This window comes from Pedobacter sp. 05L430 (assembly GCF_056397585.1).
In genome coordinates this window covers 1-18,739 of record NZ_JBFTNT010000036.1, presented here as the reverse complement: position 1 = coordinate 18,739, position 18,739 = coordinate 1, and the positions used below count along the sequence as shown (strand labels likewise).

The 18,739-nt window shown below is 39.4% G+C and carries 17 protein-coding genes; 15 read left to right on the top strand and 2 right to left on the bottom strand.

Going from position 1 to position 18,739, the window contains the following annotated elements; translation table 11 throughout:
- The first annotated feature begins 132 nt into the window (after positions 1-132).
- The 15 genes from uvrB to rfbA all read left to right on the top strand — a co-directional run bounded on the left by uvrB (position 133) and on the right by rfbA (position 16,343).
- On the top strand, positions 133-2,169 hold the full coding sequence (gene uvrB, locus AC1DG9_RS08525) for an excinuclease ABC subunit UvrB (protein WP_288883094.1): 2,037 nt from the start codon (positions 133-135) through the stop codon (positions 2,167-2,169).
- Positions 2,169-2,369 (top strand): YwbE family protein, encoded by a 201-nt coding sequence (locus AC1DG9_RS08520; protein ID WP_337716922.1) that lies wholly within the window; start codon positions 2,169-2,171, stop codon positions 2,367-2,369. Before uvrB ends, AC1DG9_RS08520 begins: the two co-directional genes overlap by 1 nt.
- Positions 2,370-2,549: 180 nt before the next feature.
- On the top strand, positions 2,550-2,810 hold the full coding sequence (locus AC1DG9_RS08515; RefSeq protein ID WP_172662104.1) for a DUF4834 family protein: 261 nt from the start codon (positions 2,550-2,552) through the stop codon (positions 2,808-2,810).
- 84 nt (positions 2,811-2,894) lie between these two features.
- Positions 2,895-5,378 (top strand): hypothetical protein, encoded by a 2,484-nt coding sequence (locus AC1DG9_RS08510; RefSeq protein ID WP_337716921.1) that lies wholly within the window; start codon positions 2,895-2,897, stop codon positions 5,376-5,378.
- A gap of 224 nt (positions 5,379-5,602) precedes the next feature.
- On the top strand, positions 5,603-6,454 hold the full coding sequence (locus AC1DG9_RS08505) for a UDP-2,3-diacylglucosamine diphosphatase (protein ID WP_337717138.1): 852 nt from the start codon (positions 5,603-5,605) through the stop codon (positions 6,452-6,454).
- Positions 6,455-6,571: 117 nt separating this feature from the next.
- A complete protein-coding gene (locus tag AC1DG9_RS08500) occupies positions 6,572-7,558 on the top strand; it encodes a glycosyltransferase family protein (protein WP_337716917.1) in 987 nt (328 codons plus the stop codon).
- Between the two features lie 29 nt (positions 7,559-7,587).
- Complete coding sequence (locus AC1DG9_RS08495) at positions 7,588-8,568, top strand: DUF6427 family protein (RefSeq protein ID WP_172662101.1); 981 nt, start codon at positions 7,588-7,590, stop codon at positions 8,566-8,568.
- Positions 8,569-8,648: 80 nt separating this feature from the next.
- Positions 8,649-9,404 (top strand): type III pantothenate kinase, encoded by a 756-nt coding sequence (locus AC1DG9_RS08490; RefSeq protein ID WP_337716916.1) that lies wholly within the window; start codon positions 8,649-8,651, stop codon positions 9,402-9,404.
- Entirely contained in the window at positions 9,367-10,677 is a 1,311-nt protein-coding gene (gene bamG, locus AC1DG9_RS08485) for a BamG family beta-barrel-assembly machinery protein (RefSeq protein ID WP_337716914.1), read from the top strand. The genes AC1DG9_RS08490 and bamG overlap by 38 nt, the downstream gene beginning before the upstream one ends.
- Positions 10,677-11,249 (top strand): hypothetical protein, encoded by a 573-nt coding sequence (locus AC1DG9_RS08480; RefSeq protein ID WP_337716912.1) that lies wholly within the window; start codon positions 10,677-10,679, stop codon positions 11,247-11,249. Before bamG ends, AC1DG9_RS08480 begins: the two co-directional genes overlap by 1 nt.
- Positions 11,250-11,376: 127 nt before the next feature.
- A complete protein-coding gene (locus AC1DG9_RS08475) occupies positions 11,377-13,473 on the top strand; it encodes a peptidylprolyl isomerase (protein WP_337716910.1) in 2,097 nt (698 codons plus the stop codon).
- 64 nt (positions 13,474-13,537) lie between these two features.
- Positions 13,538-14,053, top strand: a complete 516-nt coding sequence (locus AC1DG9_RS08470) for a DUF2480 family protein (protein WP_172662098.1) — start codon at positions 13,538-13,540, stop codon at positions 14,051-14,053.
- Between the two features lie 30 nt (positions 14,054-14,083).
- On the top strand, positions 14,084-14,860 hold the full coding sequence (locus AC1DG9_RS08465; protein WP_477634507.1) for a DUF3108 domain-containing protein: 777 nt from the start codon (positions 14,084-14,086) through the stop codon (positions 14,858-14,860).
- 6 nt (positions 14,861-14,866) lie between these two features.
- Positions 14,867-15,445 carry a DUF3109 family protein gene (locus AC1DG9_RS08460; protein WP_172662096.1) on the top strand — a complete coding sequence of 193 codons (579 nt, stop codon included), beginning with the start codon at positions 14,867-14,869 and terminating at the stop codon, positions 15,443-15,445.
- A 37-nt stretch (positions 15,446-15,482) separates the two neighbouring features.
- On the top strand, positions 15,483-16,343 hold the full coding sequence (rfbA, locus tag AC1DG9_RS08455) for a glucose-1-phosphate thymidylyltransferase RfbA (RefSeq protein WP_288883107.1): 861 nt from the start codon (positions 15,483-15,485) through the stop codon (positions 16,341-16,343).
- Between the two features lie 797 nt (positions 16,344-17,140).
- Here the strand turns inward: rfbA and AC1DG9_RS08450 are convergent.
- Both AC1DG9_RS08450 and AC1DG9_RS08445 read right to left on the bottom strand, forming a co-directional pair.
- Positions 17,141-18,238, bottom strand: coding sequence for a nuclease/transposase family protein (locus AC1DG9_RS08450; protein WP_477634506.1), 1,098 nt, complete (start codon positions 18,236-18,238; stop codon positions 17,141-17,143).
- A gap of 3 nt (positions 18,239-18,241) precedes the next feature.
- Positions 18,242-18,739 (bottom strand): sigma factor-like helix-turn-helix DNA-binding protein (locus AC1DG9_RS08445; protein ID WP_337718282.1); only part of this gene is annotated, 498 nt, incomplete at its 5' end.

Genomic DNA, 18,739 nt, shown 5'->3' with positions numbered 1-18,739 from the left:
TGCTCTTTTAAGTTAAAGGTGTTACAGTTGCCACCTTCAGCTTGGCGGCTGCATAGCCGTTGTGTACTTTTTTTTGTAAATTTGAAAATTATGCCAGGTACCATCTAAAATTAAAAATCATAAAAAGCACGGATGAAATTTCAACTTGTTTCAGATTATAAACCTACAGGCGATCAACCTAACGCCATTCAACAACTGGTTGAGGGTGTGAATGGAGATGAACATTATCAAACGCTTTTAGGTGTTACCGGTTCAGGAAAAACATTTACTGTTGCCAATGTAATTCAGCAAACTCAAAAGCCTACTTTAATCCTCAGCCACAATAAAACGCTTGCGGCACAACTGTATGGAGAGTTTAAACAATTCTTCCCAGAAAATGCCGTGAACTATTTTGTGTCTTATTACGACTATTACCAACCTGAGGCTTTTATGCCCAGTACCAACACCTATATAGAAAAAGACCTTAGTATAAATGAAGAAATAGAGAAATTAAGATTACGTACTACATCGGCACTCATGTCGGGTCGCAGGGATGTGATCGTGGTTTCTTCCATTTCCTGTATCTATGGTATGGGTAATCCTGAAGATTTTTCAAGATCAGTATTTCGTTTCTCAGTAGGAACTCGGATCTCACGCAATTCATTTTTACATAGTCTGGTCGAGATTTTATATGCACGTACCACAAATGATTTTAAGAGGGGGACGTTTAGGGTAAAGGGCGATACCGTAGATATTTTTCCTGCTTACCTGGATACGGCTTATCGTGTTTCATTCTTTGGCGACGATATTGAAGAGCTTAGTGCTATTGATCCTGTGACTGGGAAAACACTTGAGAAGCTTGAAGATATGGCCATTTACCCTGCCAATTTGTTTGTAACGCCAAAGGACAGGTTTAACTCTTCTATCTGGGGTATCCAGGAAGAACTGGAGATCAGGAAAAATCAATTGATTGACGACAGACAATTACTGGAAGCAAAAAGACTTGAAGAAAGGGTAAATTTCGATATCGAAATGATGAAAGAACTGGGCTATTGTTCAGGTATTGAAAATTACTCAAGGTTTTTCGATGGACGTTCGCCGGGAATGAGGCCTTTCTGCTTACTTGATTATTTTCCCGACGATTATTTGATGGTGATTGATGAGAGCCATGTCACTGTTCCGCAGATCAGAGCCATGTATGGCGGCGACAGATCCCGTAAAATGTCGCTTGTAGAATATGGCTTCCGCTTGCCTTCAGCACTGGATAACCGCCCGCTTAATTTTGATGAATTCGAGCGTTTGGCACCACAAACGATTTATGTAAGTGCGACACCTGCCGATTATGAACTGCAAAAATCTGATGGGGTGTATGTGGAGCAGGTAATTCGCCCCACTGGCTTGCTAGATCCCTTAATTGAAGTTCGTCCGGCAATCAACCAGGTCGATGATTTGCTTGATGAAATCGATAAAACCATTAAAATGGGCGATAGGGTATTGGTAACCACGCTTACAAAAAGAATGGCTGAGGAATTGACCAAATATATGGACCGCTTAAACATCAAAGTCCGCTATATACACTCTGAAGTAAAAACACTGGAACGTGTAGAAATTTTAAGGGGACTTAGATTAGGTGAATTTGATGTGCTGATAGGGATTAACTTGTTAAGGGAAGGTCTGGATTTGCCGGAAGTTTCTTTTGTAGCCATACTGGATGCAGATAAGGAAGGCTTTCTTCGTTCTGATCGCGCGTTAATTCAAACAATTGGACGAGCTGCACGTAATGATAGGGGGAGGGTAATCATGTATGCCGATAAAATTACAGATTCTATGGCAAGAACTATAGAGGAGACCAACAGAAGAAGAGACAAACAAATTGCTTATAATCTGGAAAATGGCATCGTCCCTAAAACTGTAGGTAAAAGCAGAGAGGCAATACTCGAGCAAACATCAGTATTGGATTTCTCTGGTAATGCTACCCGTGCAAAGGCATATGTAGAAGTTGATGAAGTGAGCATAGCTGCTGATCCGATTGTTCAGTACATGACTAAGCCCGAAATGCAAAAATCAATAGACAAAACACGTAAAGACATGGCTAAAGCTGCAAAAGAGATGGACTTCTTGTTGGCTGCAAGATTGAGAGATGAGATGTTTGCAATGGAAAAAATGTTTGAAGAAAGATTTGGTAAATAATGGACGGAAAAAACAGAAAAGACATATATCCGGGTTTAGAAGTGGATATCATATTGAAAAAAGATCAGCGTAATGGTGCATTAACAAGAGGCATTGTCAGTAATTTATTAACCTCAGCACCATATCACTCCAGAGGAATTAAGGTTCGGTTGGAAGACGGGCAAGTGGGCAGGGTTGCAGCCATTGTTGATGAAGAATAAATATGAAGAATAAATAAGGTATATTGTAATTGCTTTGCAATAATCTAATTGCGTTTGTAATATTGATATCGCAACTGTGTCTATATTTTACCAATAAATCTCTTTTCAAAGGTTGCAGAGAGGTTAGTAAGGCTGTAATTGAACAGTTTTACTTAAATTTGTAAATATTAAAATAAAGAAATGGGACTTATAAAATTCATATTAATATCGGTACTGGTCATGTATATTATCCGGATCATCCTCCGTTTAATATTTCCTGTAGTATTGAGAAGTATGTTTAGCAAAGTTCAGCAGCAAGCTGCAAACCAGTCTCGCCAGCCGAACAATCAACGCTATTCAAAGCCAGAAGGCGACATCTCAATCGAATACGTACCACCTAGAGAAAAGAAGGGAAATTCAGATAAATTAGGCGATTTTGTAGATTACGAAGAGATAAAATAGCCGTTTTTTTGCCAGTTTTTTATTTTTTTTAAAAAGGATTTTTTATCTAAGTTTGGGGTTAGTTTAAATCATAAACAAACCTTAATGAATAATTGGTTAAAAGCAAATGGCATACACCTGGCCATTATTGGATTTTTTATAATCATCTGTTTTGTCTACTTCAGTCCTGTCCTGCAAGGTAAGGCACCTGCTCAGGGAGACGTTTTGGGAGCTAAGGCAACCGCCACGGAAATCATGCACTACAAAGAAAAAGATGGTAAAGGTCCATTATGGACTAACCAGATTTTTGGTGGTATGCCGGCATACCAGATTTGGGTTCAGCATCCGTATAATGGAGCAACTTATGTCATCTCTCTAATAAAAACTATTTTTCCTGACCCGGTAGATTCGGTTTTATTGTACCTTGTTGGTGCCTATTTCCTGTTTATCGTGCTGCGCATCAATCCATGGCTGGCAGCAGCGGGAGCAATAGCTTTCGCCTTTACATCGTATAATTTTATCATTATTGCTGCAGGGCATAGCAACAAAGCACTTGCTATTGCATTTTGTGCGCCAATAATCGCCAGTGTAATTTTAACACTCAGGGGAAAATATTGGATAGGGGCAAGTTTAACTGCTTTATTCCTTGCATTAGAGATCAGGTCAAACCATATTCAAATGACCTATTACCTGATGATTGCTTTGTTAATATTCATCGGTATTGAAATTTACCATGCTGTAAAAGCTAAGAAACTTGACCAGTTGGGCAAGGCTTTAGGCTTTTTGGCCGTTGGAATGCTGGTTGCATTTATGGTTAATACAGGTAAGCTATGGACTACTTACGAGTACGGCAAAGAATCTAACAGAGGCAAATCTAACTTAACTACCGATGCGGCAGAGGAGAAAAATGGCTTGTCAAAAGAATATGCTTATGGCTGGAGTCAGGGTATTGGCGAAAGTTTTACTTTCCTGATCCCGGACCTTTATGGTGGTGCAACCAGTATAGATGCATTGGTAAAGCCCGAAAGCCATACTTATAAAACTTTGCAGGGTATAACCGGCGGCGATCCAACACAGGCAATAGGCCAGCTGGCAGGACAAATCGGCTTGCAGCAATATTGGGGCGAGAAACCTGGAACATCCGGCCCGTACTACTTTGGTGCTATCGTATGTTTCCTGTTCGTGTTTGGCTTACTAATCGTAAGAAGCAGATTAAAATGGTGGATACTCGGTACAACCATTCTGTTCATGTTCCTGTCATTCGGAAAGAACTTCCCGTTGATCTCTGACCTTTTCTTCGAGTATTTCCCGTTGTATAATAAGTTTAGAGCAGTTGAGTCTATTCTGGCCCTTGTTGGTTTAATGGTCCCTGTTTTAGCTTTTCTTGCCATTAAAGAAGCTCAGGAAGGCACTTATGATCAAAAAACACTTGTTAAAAAACTGACGATCGCAGGTGGGATAACTGGTGGTTTTGCACTAATTGTGGCCATCATGCCTACCGCGCTGTTTAGCTTCACTACAGCTAATCATCAGTTAATGGTACAGGCGCTTACACAGATGCTTCAAAATAATGCCAGCGTTGCGCAATCTATCGCCAATGCACTTATTGCCGATAGGGCTGATATTGCACGTGCAGATGCCATTCGTTCATTCCTGTTTATTGCTGTTGGATACGCTTTGGTATGGGCACTTATCACTAAAAAGATCAACATGCAACTTGCATTTATCCTGTTGGGATGCGCCGTTATGATTGACATGTGGCAGGTAGATCGCCGTTATCTGAACAACGGTAATTTTGCGAGTAAAACGGATTTAAATAACCATTTCCAACCACGTGAAGTGGATACTTTCATCTCTTCAGATAAGGATCCTGATTTCAGGGTAATGGATTTAACCATTAATACTTTCTCCGATGCAAGTACTTCTGCTTTCCATAAAACCATCGGCGGGTATCACGCAGCAAAACTGAAAAGATATCAGGAACTGATAGACAACCAGCTTACCAAAAGTGTTAACCAGGATGTGCTGGACATGCTGAACACGAAATATATCATCACCCAGGATCCTAAAAACGGATCTTACCAGATGAAAAATAATGCAACAGCAGCAGGAAACGTATGGATTGTTCAGAACGTCCAGTTTGTTAAAGATGCGGATGAGGAAATGAAAGCAATTAGCAGCTTTGATCCTAAAAAAGAAGCTATTGTTGATGTCAGATACAAAGATCAGATCAGCTCTAAGAATGTTGGGGCAGATCCAACGGCTTCCATTAAGCTGGATAGCTATAGCCCCGATCATATGATTTACTCTTACAGCGCTCCTCGTGATATCATTGCTGTGTTCTCTGAAATTTATTACGATAAAGGATGGAATATGTATGTTGATGGGGTTCAGAAACCATACTTCAGAGCAGATTATGTACTTCGTGCTGCGCAGCTTGATGCGGGTAACCATAAGGTTGAATTTAAATTTGAGCCAACTTCATATTATTTGGGTGAAAAAATCTCTTTGGCCGGTTCTATCCTTTTAGTAGCTGGTCTTGGATTTGCGTTCTATGACGATAAGAGAAAGAAAAAAGCAGCTAAATAATAGTCGTTTATAAAATTTTACACAGGCCGTTACTTTAAAAAGTGGCGGCCTTTTTTTTTGTCCTTCCGGTTAATCATAATGTTTTCTTAACGCCTTGTTAATCTACGTGTTGCAAATTTGTATAATAAACTAATATCCTATGTTGGAACTGTTTTTAATAGTATGTGTCATTGCAATAGTAGCTTTCTTTTTCAGCCCATACGAATTAACAATGGAGGAAGATGATATCTAAAAGAGAAGTTGATATAGCTGTAATTTCCGACGTTCACCTTGGGACATATGGTTGTCACGCCAAAGAATTGTTAAAATACCTTAAAAGCATTAAACCTAAAATGCTGGTGCTGAACGGCGACATCATAGATGTATGGCAGTTTAGTAAAAGATACTGGCCAGAAACCCATATGAAGGTCGTTCGAAAACTAATGAAATTTGTRGTAGAGGGCGTTCCAGTATATTATTTAACAGGTAATCATGATGAATTGCTGAGAAAATTTGCCGACATGCATTTAGGTGCATTTCACCTTCAGAATAAGCTGATCCTGGAACTCGATGGAAAAAAGGCATGGTTCTTTCATGGTGATGTTTTTGATGTAACCATGCAGCATTCTAAATGGCTGGCCAAACTTGGTGCAGTAGGTTATGATACACTGATTTTGATAAACAGTTTTGTAAACTGGTGCCTTACTTCTATAGGAAGCGAGAAGATGAGTTTCTCTAAAAAAATTAAAGCCAAGTTTAAAGATGCGGTAAAATTCATCAATAAGTTTGAGTATACCGCTGCAGAACTTGCAGTCGAAAAAGGTTACCAGTATGTGATCTGTGGGCACATTCACCAACCCGAAATGCGTACCATTACCACAGAAGATGGTGAAGTAACTTATCTGAATAGTGGCGACTGGGTTGAAAATTTAACAGCACTCGAGTACTACGATAAAGGCTGGAAGATTTTTAAGTACGATCAAAAGGACTTTGAGAAGGATGAAGCAGAGGAAGGTGTTTTGTCAGACAGTGAAGATCTTCACAGTAAATTGGATATTAATACTTTATTGCAAAAGATTAAATTAGAAATTGCCTAGCGCGTTAAACCTGCATGAGCTTACATTTGTTCTTTTACTTTGAATTCAGCTCATGCAAGCTTTATAACCTATAAAAAAGCAATATATTCTGATTAAAATTACAGATATTCGGTGCGGATGAAGATACTTTACGCCATTCAGGGAACCGGTAATGGACACATTAGCCGGGCAAGAGAAATTGTGCCATTGCTACAGCAATATGGAGATGTTGATCTTTTAATCAGCGGAACCCAGGCCGATGTTAAATTAACACAGCAGGTGAAATATCAGCTTCATGGCTTTAGCTTTATTTTCGGTAAAAAAGGTGGTGTAAATCATTATGAAACGTGGAAGGAAATGAATCTTCCCCTTTTTATTAAAGACATGCGTAGTGTGCCGCTTAAGGAGTATAATCTGATCCTTAATGATTTTGAACCGGTTACCGCCTGGGCTTGTAAACGCCAGCGGATAGAAAGCGTTGGGCTCAGTCACCAGGCTTCCTTTCAATCTAAAAAAGTTCCTAAACCTAAAAGTATAGATTGGGCGCAGCTGGTTATGAAATACTATGCTCCTGCATCTCATTATGTTGGCTTCCATTTCGATAGATATGATGATTTCATTTATACACCGGTAATTCGTGCTGAAATCAGGAATATGATTGTTTCAAACCTGGGCCATTATACCGTTTACCTGCCTGCAATAGACGATAAATTTCTCGTTCCTATCTTAAAACAAATCCCGCATATCAAATGGGAGGTCTTCTCTAAACATACTAAAGTGGCCTATACTGATGAAAATGTGGCTGTTCAGCCGGTGAATAATGAGTTGTTCAATAAGAGCTTAGCTTCCTGCGAAGGTTTGTTTACAGGTGGCGGATTTGAGGGGCCTGCCGAAGCATTGCATATGGGTAAAAAATTGCTTGTTGCGCCCATGAAATTTCAGTACGAACAGCAATGTAATGCTTTCGCATTAAAGCAATTCGGACTACCCGTAATATGGGGAAGCAATAGAAACTGGTTGCCAATTATTAAAAACTGGGTAAGCAATCCTCAGGAGCATCAATTTCATTTTCCAGATGAAACCGCTGCGGTAATTGATAAAGTTGTGAGGCAGTTTGCCAGATAATTTGCTTTACTTTGCCTTAATATACAGGCATGATCAATCAATTTAGAAATTTAAACCCCATAAACCTGCTCATATTATTCGCATATACATTTTTTATGCGCATGGCAATATTTGCTGACCTCCCTCCATCGCTTCAGTTTGAATTTTTAGAACCGTATACTAAATTCTTTATTCAGATGCCTCTTCAAAATACTTTTTCGCCTGCAGGCAATGTTTTTTTTGCAGGGATAATCATTTTTGTACAGGCAATCCTGTTTAACAGGGTGGTCAACAATCATGGCTTGTTAAGTAAGCCGGGGTATTTACCTGCACTGTTATATGTTACCGCTTCGAGCTTGTTTATGCCTTTTCTTATTCTGAGTCCTACTTTGATTTGTAATTTCCTCATGATATGGATAATGGACAAATTTTTGAAGATGGGGAAATCTCTAAACGCAATCATGACGATGTTTGATGTAGGGATGATCATCGCTATCGGAACGCTTATTTATTTTCCTTTTATTGTCATGCTGGCCATGCTGTGGTTTACATTATTGCTATACAGGTCGTTTAGCTGGCGAGAGTGGATTTCTGGTCTGGTGGGGTTCTTAACCATATTTTTCTTTGTAGGCGTTTACTACTATTGGAATGATAATTTGTCCATGTTCTACAAGATCTGGCTGCCGTTAACCAATAAATTCCCATCTGTATTTACAATCAATTATAACGACTACCTGGTGCTGGTTCCGGTGGTGGTGATGATTGTTCTGGCCACACTGCAGCTGCGCGAGAACTTTTTTAGAAGCTTCATCAGTACACGAAAGGCATTTCAAATGCTGTTCTTTATGTTCATCATCAGCATTGTCAGTTTTTATACCAAACCCGATTTCAGGTTATATCATTTCTTGTTGTGTGTACCCCCGGGAGCGGTTTTATTGGCGTACTATTTCTCAAATGCCAAAAAAAGATGGTTTTATGAAAGTATGTTTCTAATCCTGGTTTTTGCTATTCAGTACTTTTTGTTTGTTTAACTTTTTTTAACAATTTGAAATGTTGAAACTTGCTAAAGATTAATAGCTTTGTGCAATGAAGTTTGGAGTAGCTGTCCTGAATGCATAATCTTGTCATAGATATTGGTAACACGAATAGTAAACTGGCTGTTTTTAATAACCGGAAGCTGGTTGAATATCAAACGCTGAAACAAGTAACGGCTGAGGCGCTGATAGGTTTAATTAAGCAGTATAAGATTAGCAATTCAACAATTTCAAGTGTAGCCATTGAATTTGAAGATGTCATTGGCATTTTAAAAGAGAACACAAATTATATTGAGTTTTCTACAAGGATAAACACTGGAATCAAGAATCACTATAAAACACTTTCTACGCTGGGTTTGGACAGGTGGGCAAAGATTATTGCAGCCCATTATTATTATCCCAAAAGAAATTGTTTTATAATTGATGCAGGAACTTGCATCACATATGATTTGCTGGATAGCGATGATGCCTATTTTGGAGGTAGTATAAGTTTAGGCTTACACATGCGTTTTGAAGCATTACATCATTTTACCCGCAGATTGCCCCTCGTAAAGTGGGATAGAACTGAAACAGAGATACCCGCGGGTGAAGACACGCCAACTGCCATTAAAAGCGGAGTTTTACAAGGCGTAATTAATGAAGTTGAGGGATTTATTTCCCATAAAAATAAAGAAAATAAGGATCTGACGGTACTAATAACAGGAGGAGATGCAGCTTTTTTGCTGAAACAATTAAAAAACAGCATCTTTGCGCCTCAAATTATACACGATCCATACCTAGTATTAAAAGGATTAAATGAAGTCATTGCTTTTGAATATGTACAAAAAGATTAATTATATAGCGGCAGTATTGTTATTGCTTACCAGTATTTCTGTTAATGCGCAGGTTACAACACAGTCGCCATACTCCAGGTTTGGACTTGGAAACGTAAAAGGAGCATTACTTCCTCAGTTTAAGGCAATGGGTGGTATTTCCACAGGGGTTTATAAACCCAGCGGATTTAGCAATATTAATATGCAGAACCCCGCATCCTATTCCGGAATCACAATGACCACACTTGATATGGGTTTAAGCGGAGCTTTTACTACCCTAAAAGATGGCTCAAAATCTGAAAGCAGTTTTAACGGTACACTTAGTCATGTTGCACTTGCTTTCCCGGTAATATCAGGAAAATCAGCTTTAAGCTTTGGTTTGTTGCCATTTACAGAGCTTGGTTACGAATATACGGTTAGTGATAAACTGGATACAAACAGCGTAAATTACCTTTATTCAGGAGAAGGAAACTTAACAAAAGCATATTTTGGTTACGGACAGCAATTCGGAGACCATTTCAGAATTGGTGGTAACATCGAATACATATTCGGAAACCTGCAGGAAAGCGCCTCTTTAGAGCCGGTTAATCAGGTTGCCCGTAATAGCCGCAACATTAAAAAGAATAGTGTTGGTGGAATTGGTTTTTCTTACGGCGCACAATATGAAATTCCACTGGGAACAAGAAAACGCATTACTTTAGGTTATTCAGGATCCTCTTCTTCGTCAGTCAATTACAAAAAGACTTTCTTAACTACCTTATACCAAAGGGATAATGAAGGTAATGAATTGCCACAAGTTGATACTGTTAAAATAGTTGAAAACAGCTCAGCTAAAATGAAACTTCCATTAATGCACAATTTCGGGATCTCTATTCAAAGAGATAACAAATGGATGATTGGTGCCGATTATAGAATGGGCCAGTGGTCTAAATTGAGCATGGATGGTGTTAATCAGGGATTGCAGGATAGCTGGGGTTTCTCGGCAGGTGGACAAATCACGCCGGATGCAAGTGCAGTTTCGGGATATTTTAAGCATGTAGATTATCGTGTTGGATTCCAGTATGATAAAACCTATATCCAGCTAAATAATCAGGACGTAAAGCAAATGGCAGTTACCTTTGGTGTAGGGCTTCCTTTAGCACTTAGCAGAAGCTCTTTTTACAAGCTAAACTTTACTACTGAAGTAGGAAAAAGAGGATCACTAACGAACGGACTTATCCAGGAGAACTATATTAATTTCCATCTAGGATTTACACTTAACGATACCTGGTTCAGAAGATATAAATTCGACTAATGAAAACCGGGGGTATAATATATGGAAGTGTTATACTTTGTCTGCTGCAAATTTGTTTAAGCTCCTGTGGAGAAGACGACTTGAAGAAAGCCGCAAAGCTATCTGAAAAGATTGCCTTAAACAGGGACCGTACAACCGGTGTCGACATTATTTATAGCGACTCTGCTAAAGTTAAAGCGCAAGGGTTTGCACCTATTCTGGATAAAGTTACTCCCGCCAATGGCGCTGTTTATCAGGAAATGCCAAAGGGTGTAAAAATCAACTTCATCGACGAAATCACGACAAAGATCAAAGGCTCTATAACTTCAGACTATGCGATTATGAAGGATACCGAGAAGCTGACCATCTTCAGGAGAAACGTTGTTGTTGTTAATGAAAACATGACCTTTAATACCGAAGAATTGGTTTGGGACCAAAACAAGAAACTGTTTTTATCTCCAAAGGGAGTAGTTACAAAACCAGACGGTACAGTGCTTAATGCGGTCGACTTTACTGCTACCGAAGATTTCAATTTTATCAACTGGAAAAACGGATCGGGTGAGACCTATGTGCCGGATAATTTCGGAGAATAAGCACAATTATTTAAGGGCCTTATTTCCCTAATTTTTAAATACTTATTCAAATACAATTTAATATTTTCTTTTTTTAGCAAAAGTTGTATCTTGCGCCCTCTTAAAAAAAATTATAAATAAGAATATTATGGGTTTAATGACATTTTTGCGGAATCGCGCAGGCTATATTCTGATAGGAGCCATCGGTTTTGCAATTGTTGCATTTTTGGTTGGTGATGCAATTAACGTAGGTAAGCCTTTTTGGGCTGCTTCTCAAAAAGTTGTGGGGTCTGTTGATGGTGAGGATATAAACATAGATGAGTTTGGGGCTAAGGTTGATCAAAGCCTTGCTCAGTTCAAACAACAATATGGTGGTTCAGGCAATGCCCAAATGCAGGCTATGGCGGTTGATAATGTGTGGCAAGGTGAAGTAGCAAGAGTTCTTTTAGGAAAAGAGTATAACCGTTTAGGTATAAACGTTTCTGGTGATGAATTGGCTGACCTGATTAAAGGAGACAATCCAAGCCCGATAATTGTACAATATTTTGGAAACCCTCAAACTGGTCAGGTTGATAGAGCTCAGGTGATCAGAACCTTTAAAGAAGGTTACAAAGATCCTAATATGGCAAAACAGCTTCAGGCAGTTGAAGCTGAAATAGAAAGACAGGCATTACAACAAAAATATGTTAAGATGATCAGCAACGCTGTTTATGTAACTTCATTAGAAGCTAATGATGAATATATAAACCGTAATAAACTGGCTAACTTTAAATATGTTGGTCTTGAATATGCATCTATTCCTGACGCAAGCGTAAAGATTGCAGAATCTGATTACTCAGATTACTATAACGATAACAAACAACGTTTTGAAAACCCTACAGAAACACGTGCATTTGAGTATGTGTCTTTCAGTGTTAGCCCAACTAAAGAAGATTCTGCAGCGGTTAAATCTCAGGTTGAGAAACTTGCAGCCGACTTTAAAACAGCAGCCAACGATTCTCTTTTTGCTGCGGTTAACTCAGACGTTAAAGTTCCATACACTTATATTAATAAAGGTAAATTGGACCCAGCTGTAGATTCAGTAGTATTTAATCTGCCTGCAGGAAGTTTCTTCGGGCCTAAATTCTCAGGTAACTCTTACAAACTGGTTAAAGTTATAGATACCCGTTTCTCTCCTGATTCAGTGAAAGCAAGTCATATTTTACTTGATGCCAGCAAACTTGGTGGTGTAGATAAAGCTGTAAAAATGGCCGATTCGTTAAAAGGACTGATTCAAAAAGGCGCAAGCTTTGCTACTTTAGCCGCTCAGTACAGCGAAGACGGATCTAAAGATAAAGGCGGAGATCTTGGTACTTTTGCACGTGGCCAAATGGTGCCTGAATTCGAGAATGCTGCATTTAACGGTAGCGTTGGCGACCTTAAAGTGGTAACCTCACAGTTTGGTGTGCACTTAATTAAAATCGAGAAACAAATTGGTTCTTCAAAAGTGGCTAAACTGGCTTACATCGAGAAGAGCTTATTGGCAAGTAATAAAACTAAAGATGCGGCCTATAAAAAAGCAAGTAACTTCTTAAGTGAAGTTAAAGGTGGCAGTTTCTCTGAGCTTGCTCAGAAAAAAGGTTATACTGTAGGTGTAGCTGATAAAATTACACCAACACAAGGTTTCGCTCCGGGCTTAGATAATCCACGTCAATTAATTCGTGATGCGTATGATGCTAAAAAAGGAGATGTGTTAGACCAGGTATATCAAATGGATAATTCATTTGTGGTAGCACGTGTTACGGATATTAGACCAAAAGGAACATTACCATTAGATGCAGTGAAGAAAGATATTGAGCCAATGGTTCGTAACCTAGTTAAAGCTAAAATGCTTAAAGAAAAAGTTGACAAAGCATTACAAGGTGCGGCCAACATTGATCAGGTAGCTCAAAAACTGGCTAAACCAGCAACACCGGTTCAAAACATCGTATTCTCTAATCCTATTATCCCAGGCGGTGGCCAGGAAAATAAAGTGGTTGGAGCAGTATTTGGATCTCAGCCAGGTAAGCTTTCTAAAGCAATTGATGGCGAGCGTGGTGTTTATGCATTCTCAGTAGATGGATTTACTAATCCTGCACCGTTAGCGAATACTTATAAACAAAAAGAAATAATGATGCAGGCTACTGCTCAGCGCTCTTTGGGTGCGGCATTTCAGGCATTGCAAGATAAAAGCGACATAAAAGACAATAGGGTGAAATTCTATTAATCTTATTTTACGTAATTTTGTAACCGGAAGTAGTTTCTACTTCCGGTTTTTTTATTTTAGAGAGATGGAGATTCAAGAAAATTTTGTCAATAAAGTAGCGGCCAGCGGTTTAATTACGTTTAACCTTGAAGATTACCTTAATCAGGGCGAGAGAGTCGTTTATGATATTAAGGATAATCTTTTTCACGGACTAATGTTAAGAGAGAAAGATTTCAGAGAGTTTATAAAAGCGCACGACTGGGCCGCTTATACTGGTAAAAATGTAGCAATCACCTGCAGTGCCGATGCTATAGTACCTACCTGGGCTTACATGCTGTTAGCCAATAAAATGAAACCATATGCAAATGAGGTTGTATTTGGTAGCCTTGAAACATTAGAAGCCGTGTTGTTTACTAAAGCCCTGGCAAAGATTGATCTTAATGCCTTTGCCGGTGAGCGTGTGGTCGTAAAAGGTTGTGCAGATATTGATCTGCCTGTTGCAGCTTATGTAGAGATTACTAATCTGCTAACGCCAGTTGTAAAAAGCATTATGTATGGAGAGCCATGTTCTACTGTGCCCATATATAAGCGAAAGGATTAATTTTGGATTGTTTTTTGTTTTAGCTTAGGTATGAGAAAATCACTATTGTTTATTGTTGTTGCATTCCTAAGCTYTAGAGCCGCGGCCCAGGAGTTACCTTTTGTAAAGGAACCGGTGTTTCAACCCGGAGAGGTTTTAACCTATAAATTGAAATATGGATTTATTACCGCGGCAGAAGGCACATTAAAAGTGCTTAACTCTGATCTTAAATTTGAGGGTAATCCGACTTATAAATTAAGTGTGGATGGAGTAACCTCCGGAACATTCGATATCTTTTATAAGATCAGAGATCATTACGATTCCTACATAGATAAGGTTAACTTAAAGCCCTATTTCTTTCAGGAGAATATCAGGGAAGGGAGTTACAGGCGACAGGACAAAGCCAGATTTAATCAGGAGGAGAGGAAAGTAGTGGCTACAAAGGGTACATTTATTGCCCCTAGTAATCAAACATTCGACCTGGTTTCTTCTTACTATTTTGCCAGAAGCCTTGATGTCTCTAAAATGAAATCCGGTGATTTTGTTAAACTAAACTATTTCCTGAGCGATGAGATCAGTCAGCTCCAAATACAATATTTAGGTAAGGAAGTGATAAAGACTAAGCTTGGAAAAATAAGCTGTCTTAAATTTAGCCCTTCCATAAAGCCAGGAAGGATATTCCGTAAAGACAGTAAATTGTACTTATGGATTACTGATGATGGCAACAGGGTGCCTGTAAAGGCTCAGGTGGAGATTCTGGTAGGGTCAGTAATAATGGAAATTAAATCGGCCGATGGATTAAGGTATCCCCTGGCTATAGTAAAATAGAAGAAGATGATAGAAGTACAAAATACCCTCGTGCATGAAGACCTGATCAGGGAAAACTTTGTGTGCAACCTCAACAAATGTAAGGGTATTTGTTGTGTAGAGGGTGATGCTGGTGCACCTTTAGATGTAGCAGAAACAGCAATACTTAAAGAAATTTATCCAAAGATTCAGCATTTGCTTGAACCTAAGGGAATAGCCGCAATTGAAGAGCAGGGAACATCTGTCGTTGATGCAGATGGCGATTTAACTACGCCATGCGTAGATGGGCACAAAGAATGTGCTTATGTTACCTTCGAGAACGGAATTACGAAGTGTGGAATTGAGAAGGCATATGAGCAGGGAATAATCGATTGGCAAAAACCAATCTCTTGCCATCTATATCCGATCAGGGTAACCCAATACCCGGAATTTGAAGTTTTAAATTACGACAGATGGCACATCTGCCATGATGCATGTTCATTTGGAAGAGAGTTAAAAGTACCGGTTTATCAATTTTTAAAAGGGCCTTTGACCAGAAAATATGGTGCGGAATGGTTTAAAGAGCTGGAAGATAATGTATCTTCGGATAAAGACGTAAATAGTTAACACCTTAATAGATTTTTAAACAAACAAACGCTATAACTTGAAAGGAATAATTTTAGCAGGGGGAAGTGGCACAAGGTTGCATCCTTTAACCCTGGTAATGAGTAAACAAATGATGCCGGTTTATGATAAGCCGATGATCTATTACCCATTGTCTATATTGATGCTGGCGGGAATCAAAGAAATTCTGATCATCTCAACACCTCACGATCTCCCTAATTTCGAAAAACTTCTTGGCGACGGAGCATCTCTTGGTTGTAAGTTCTCTTACGCCGTACAAGAGCAGCCAAATGGTCTTGCACAGGCTTTTGTAATCGGGGCTGACTTTATTGGAAATGATAAAGTTGCTTTAGTGCTTGGAGATAACATCTTCTATGGCGATGGAATGGCTAAATTATTACAATCAAGTGCAGATCCGGATGGTGGTGTTGTATTTGCATACAGGGTTTCAGATCCTGAACGTTATGGTGTTGTGGAGTTCGACGATCAAAACAAAGCGATTTCAATTGAAGAGAAACCAGCTCAACCTAAATCAGATTATGCAGTTCCAGGCTTATATTTTTATGATAACTCTGTTGTAGAAATTGCGAAGAACATCAAACCTTCACCAAGAGGGGAATACGAAATTACTGATGTAAATAAAGTTTATCTGGAGCAAGGCAAGCTAAAAGTTGGCGTATTGAGCAGAGGTACTGCCTGGTTAGATACAGGTACTTTTGCTTCTCTGATGCAGGCCGGACAATTTGTACAGGTAATCGAAGAACGTCAGGGATTGAAAATCGGATGTATCGAAGAGGTTGCCTACAGAATGGGCTTTATTGATAAAGAGCAGTTAAGGAAAGTAGCCGAGCCTTTGGTGAAAAGTGGATACGGCTCTTACCTGTTGAAGATTTTAAGATAGCATTTTTTGCAAATAATAATTTTACCAACGAGTCATCCTGCAGTGAGCTTACCGCTGCCAATGCCTTCTGTTGGTGGAGGACTTTTTACCCTGCATGTTTTAGCTTATTAATGCATGCGGGGGAAACCTATAAAAATATAAAAGGCCTTTTTTACGCTAGTTGCAAAGATGTTATATACGTCATATTAATAGAGCCCGTAGCGGTTGTATTRTCTTTTASACTYAGTGAGTACATTTTTTGTCTCACCCTATGGCTGTACAAGCAGCCTCAAGTTTCTTTAATATTTACATGTAGAAGTAACCTCTTATACTTTTTTTCCAGACCTAAATGTCCAAAGGGATTTTAATAAGCTACCCCGGCATGGTATGTTCGCTATGGAGCAGGCAAATGACACTGCCAAATGCTGCCAGGAACTTAGTGAGCACGGTTTCAGTCTCACCCTATGGCTGTACAAGCAGCCTCTTATTTCTATACAAACAGCCTGGTGTCCCGTGGCATTCGAAAAGAGATAAAATTTTCCCGGATGGCATATCTATCAACCCAGGATCTAATCAATTACCAAGATCTACATTTTGTCATGCCTAGAGCATATGCGTTTCTGAAACGGACTTACAATAGAGCATTGTATATTGCTTTCAAGATAGGTGATGTCCACTAATAGACATTTCTACCTAAACAATTCAGTGAGTGTTAAAGTAACCTCACCCTATGGCTGTACAAACAGCCTCCATATTAAATAGCTTCCTTTCAAAGAACTGACTTTATCACCATCAGGACTGGCCTGAGCCTGATACTTCTATTCAACTACTAGCTGAATGCCCGCTCTGTCMGCTTTATAGGCAATTTTTTCTTTCAGGCTGTAATAACTCCAGTTCTGCAATAAGAACGGATCTTCTTTCGCTATTTCCTCCTTTAGTTCCTGATTGACGAGAATAAGTGTTGCCGCCTCATGCTTTACACACAGGTCTATCAGCATGCGGCTATACACATGAAGTTTATAGTCAATATATTTTCTTTCCTGATGCCGGTAGTCTTCCAGGCTTTTCCTTTTTCGCTTCCGTCCATGGCCACCTCGGTTAAAAGCAACCGCCTTCTTTACCCGGTAGATCGCCGCCTGTATGGCTAGTCTCCGGTGTAGGAATTCTTCCTTGTTGCCAATAGTATGTTCCTGGCTGCCGATTTTAACGGTAACGGGATGTTCAATAGATAAGGATGCTTCAGCAATGACGGAGGTATCCAAATGATGTTGTTCCTTTTCGATCTGAATGGCTGCGAGCAAAAAGATTTTACCCTGATCCAGCTGGATCTGACTTGACCGGAGTTTTAGTGTGCTGTTCAGTACTCTGTTCAATAAAACTTTTTTATCTGATCTGTCTTTACCCAAATAAGTTCTGAGTGGGATCTGAAATAATCTAAAGCAAAAATTACGTCCATCGGACGTATGGCTCAGCTTTGAAATCACTTCCGCCCCGAAAGGCAAGGGAATATTCTTTTTATAATTCCTGAGCGACTTTTCACCTTTCCAATAGGCCACCTTTTCCTTGTTAAAAGAGGATATCAGGGTGTTGTTTAGGTAGCTKAGAATATTTGTAGGAATCTGTCCTTTAAAATGATTGGAGAGCAGCCGATAGGTGGTGTTTTGACGGGAGGATTTTAAAATKCCGTTTTCCTCTTTCTTTTCATCMGCGATTTTAAGCTTGATTTCTTCTGTTAAATAAAAAAAATCTTTGACCTGTTCCTGCACAAAATGATGGCTCATGATCATGTTGGCGGCACGGAAACAAATCCGCTGCCAGCTGTACAATTGATCCTTTGCGGCCTTAATCTCTTCTTTGTCCTCGGAATCAATCAGCAGCTGGATCTTACGGGTTAGGATCATGGTMTCTTTTTCCATAGCTTATTTTTTAATTCTTTTGATTTTGGTRCARGCCTGCGCAAAGGTTCGTTGAATGTGCGGCTGACTTAAATTCATTTGCCTGGCAATCTCTTCAAAGCTGTACTGGAGTTCATAGCGCATGTGCAGAATTCTGGATTGCTCTTCGCAGAGGTCACCTTCGAATTTGAATTTGGTGGTCTTTCCTGTAGCCTCCAGTTTTTGTGAGCTGGTCAGAATGGACTTTAAGGTTTCGAGTGTTTTTTCAACCGTGCTGGCGACCTGATAATCAGAGATGCCACCAATATGCCAGGCAATACGCTCATAGTTGAATGCATATTTCAGGCAGAGCTTGATAAACAATTGCTGATTCTCAGTCAGATTGGGGATGACCGCCTCAACTTGCTGCCACTGCAGTTTTAAGCGTTCATCAAGTTCTTCCTGATAGAAAATGTCATCGGGATCCAATTCCTCTTCAGGATCATGGCCTCCCATGAATTCCTGGTAGTTTTCGATCTCATC

Excerpts from the sequence above, each read along its gene's own strand:
- AC1DG9_RS08510 (WP_337716921.1), top strand. The coding sequence starts at position 2,895 with ATGAATAATTGGTTAAAAGCAAATGGCATACACCTGGCCATTATTGGA.
- AC1DG9_RS08490 (WP_337716916.1), top strand. The coding sequence starts at position 8,649 with ATGCATAATCTTGTCATAGATATTGGTAACACGAATAGTAAACTGGCT.
- AC1DG9_RS08515 (WP_172662104.1), top strand. The coding sequence starts at position 2,550 with ATGGGACTTATAAAATTCATATTAATATCGGTACTGGTCATGTATATT.
- AC1DG9_RS08520 (WP_337716922.1), top strand. The coding sequence starts at position 2,169 with ATGGACGGAAAAAACAGAAAAGACATATATCCGGGTTTAGAAGTGGAT.
- AC1DG9_RS08470 (WP_172662098.1), top strand. The coding sequence starts at position 13,538 with ATGGAGATTCAAGAAAATTTTGTCAATAAAGTAGCGGCCAGCGGTTTA.
- AC1DG9_RS08495 (WP_172662101.1), top strand. The coding sequence starts at position 7,588 with ATGATCAATCAATTTAGAAATTTAAACCCCATAAACCTGCTCATATTA.
- uvrB (WP_288883094.1), top strand. The coding sequence starts at position 133 with ATGAAATTTCAACTTGTTTCAGATTATAAACCTACAGGCGATCAACCT.
- AC1DG9_RS08475 (WP_337716910.1), top strand. The coding sequence starts at position 11,377 with ATGGGTTTAATGACATTTTTGCGGAATCGCGCAGGCTATATTCTGATA.
- AC1DG9_RS08460 (WP_172662096.1), top strand. The coding sequence starts at position 14,867 with ATGATAGAAGTACAAAATACCCTCGTGCATGAAGACCTGATCAGGGAA.
- AC1DG9_RS08480 (WP_337716912.1), top strand. The coding sequence starts at position 10,677 with ATGAAAACCGGGGGTATAATATATGGAAGTGTTATACTTTGTCTGCTG.
- AC1DG9_RS08500 (WP_337716917.1), top strand. The coding sequence starts at position 6,572 with ATGAAGATACTTTACGCCATTCAGGGAACCGGTAATGGACACATTAGC.
- bamG (WP_337716914.1), top strand. The coding sequence starts at position 9,367 with ATGAAGTCATTGCTTTTGAATATGTACAAAAAGATTAATTATATAGCG.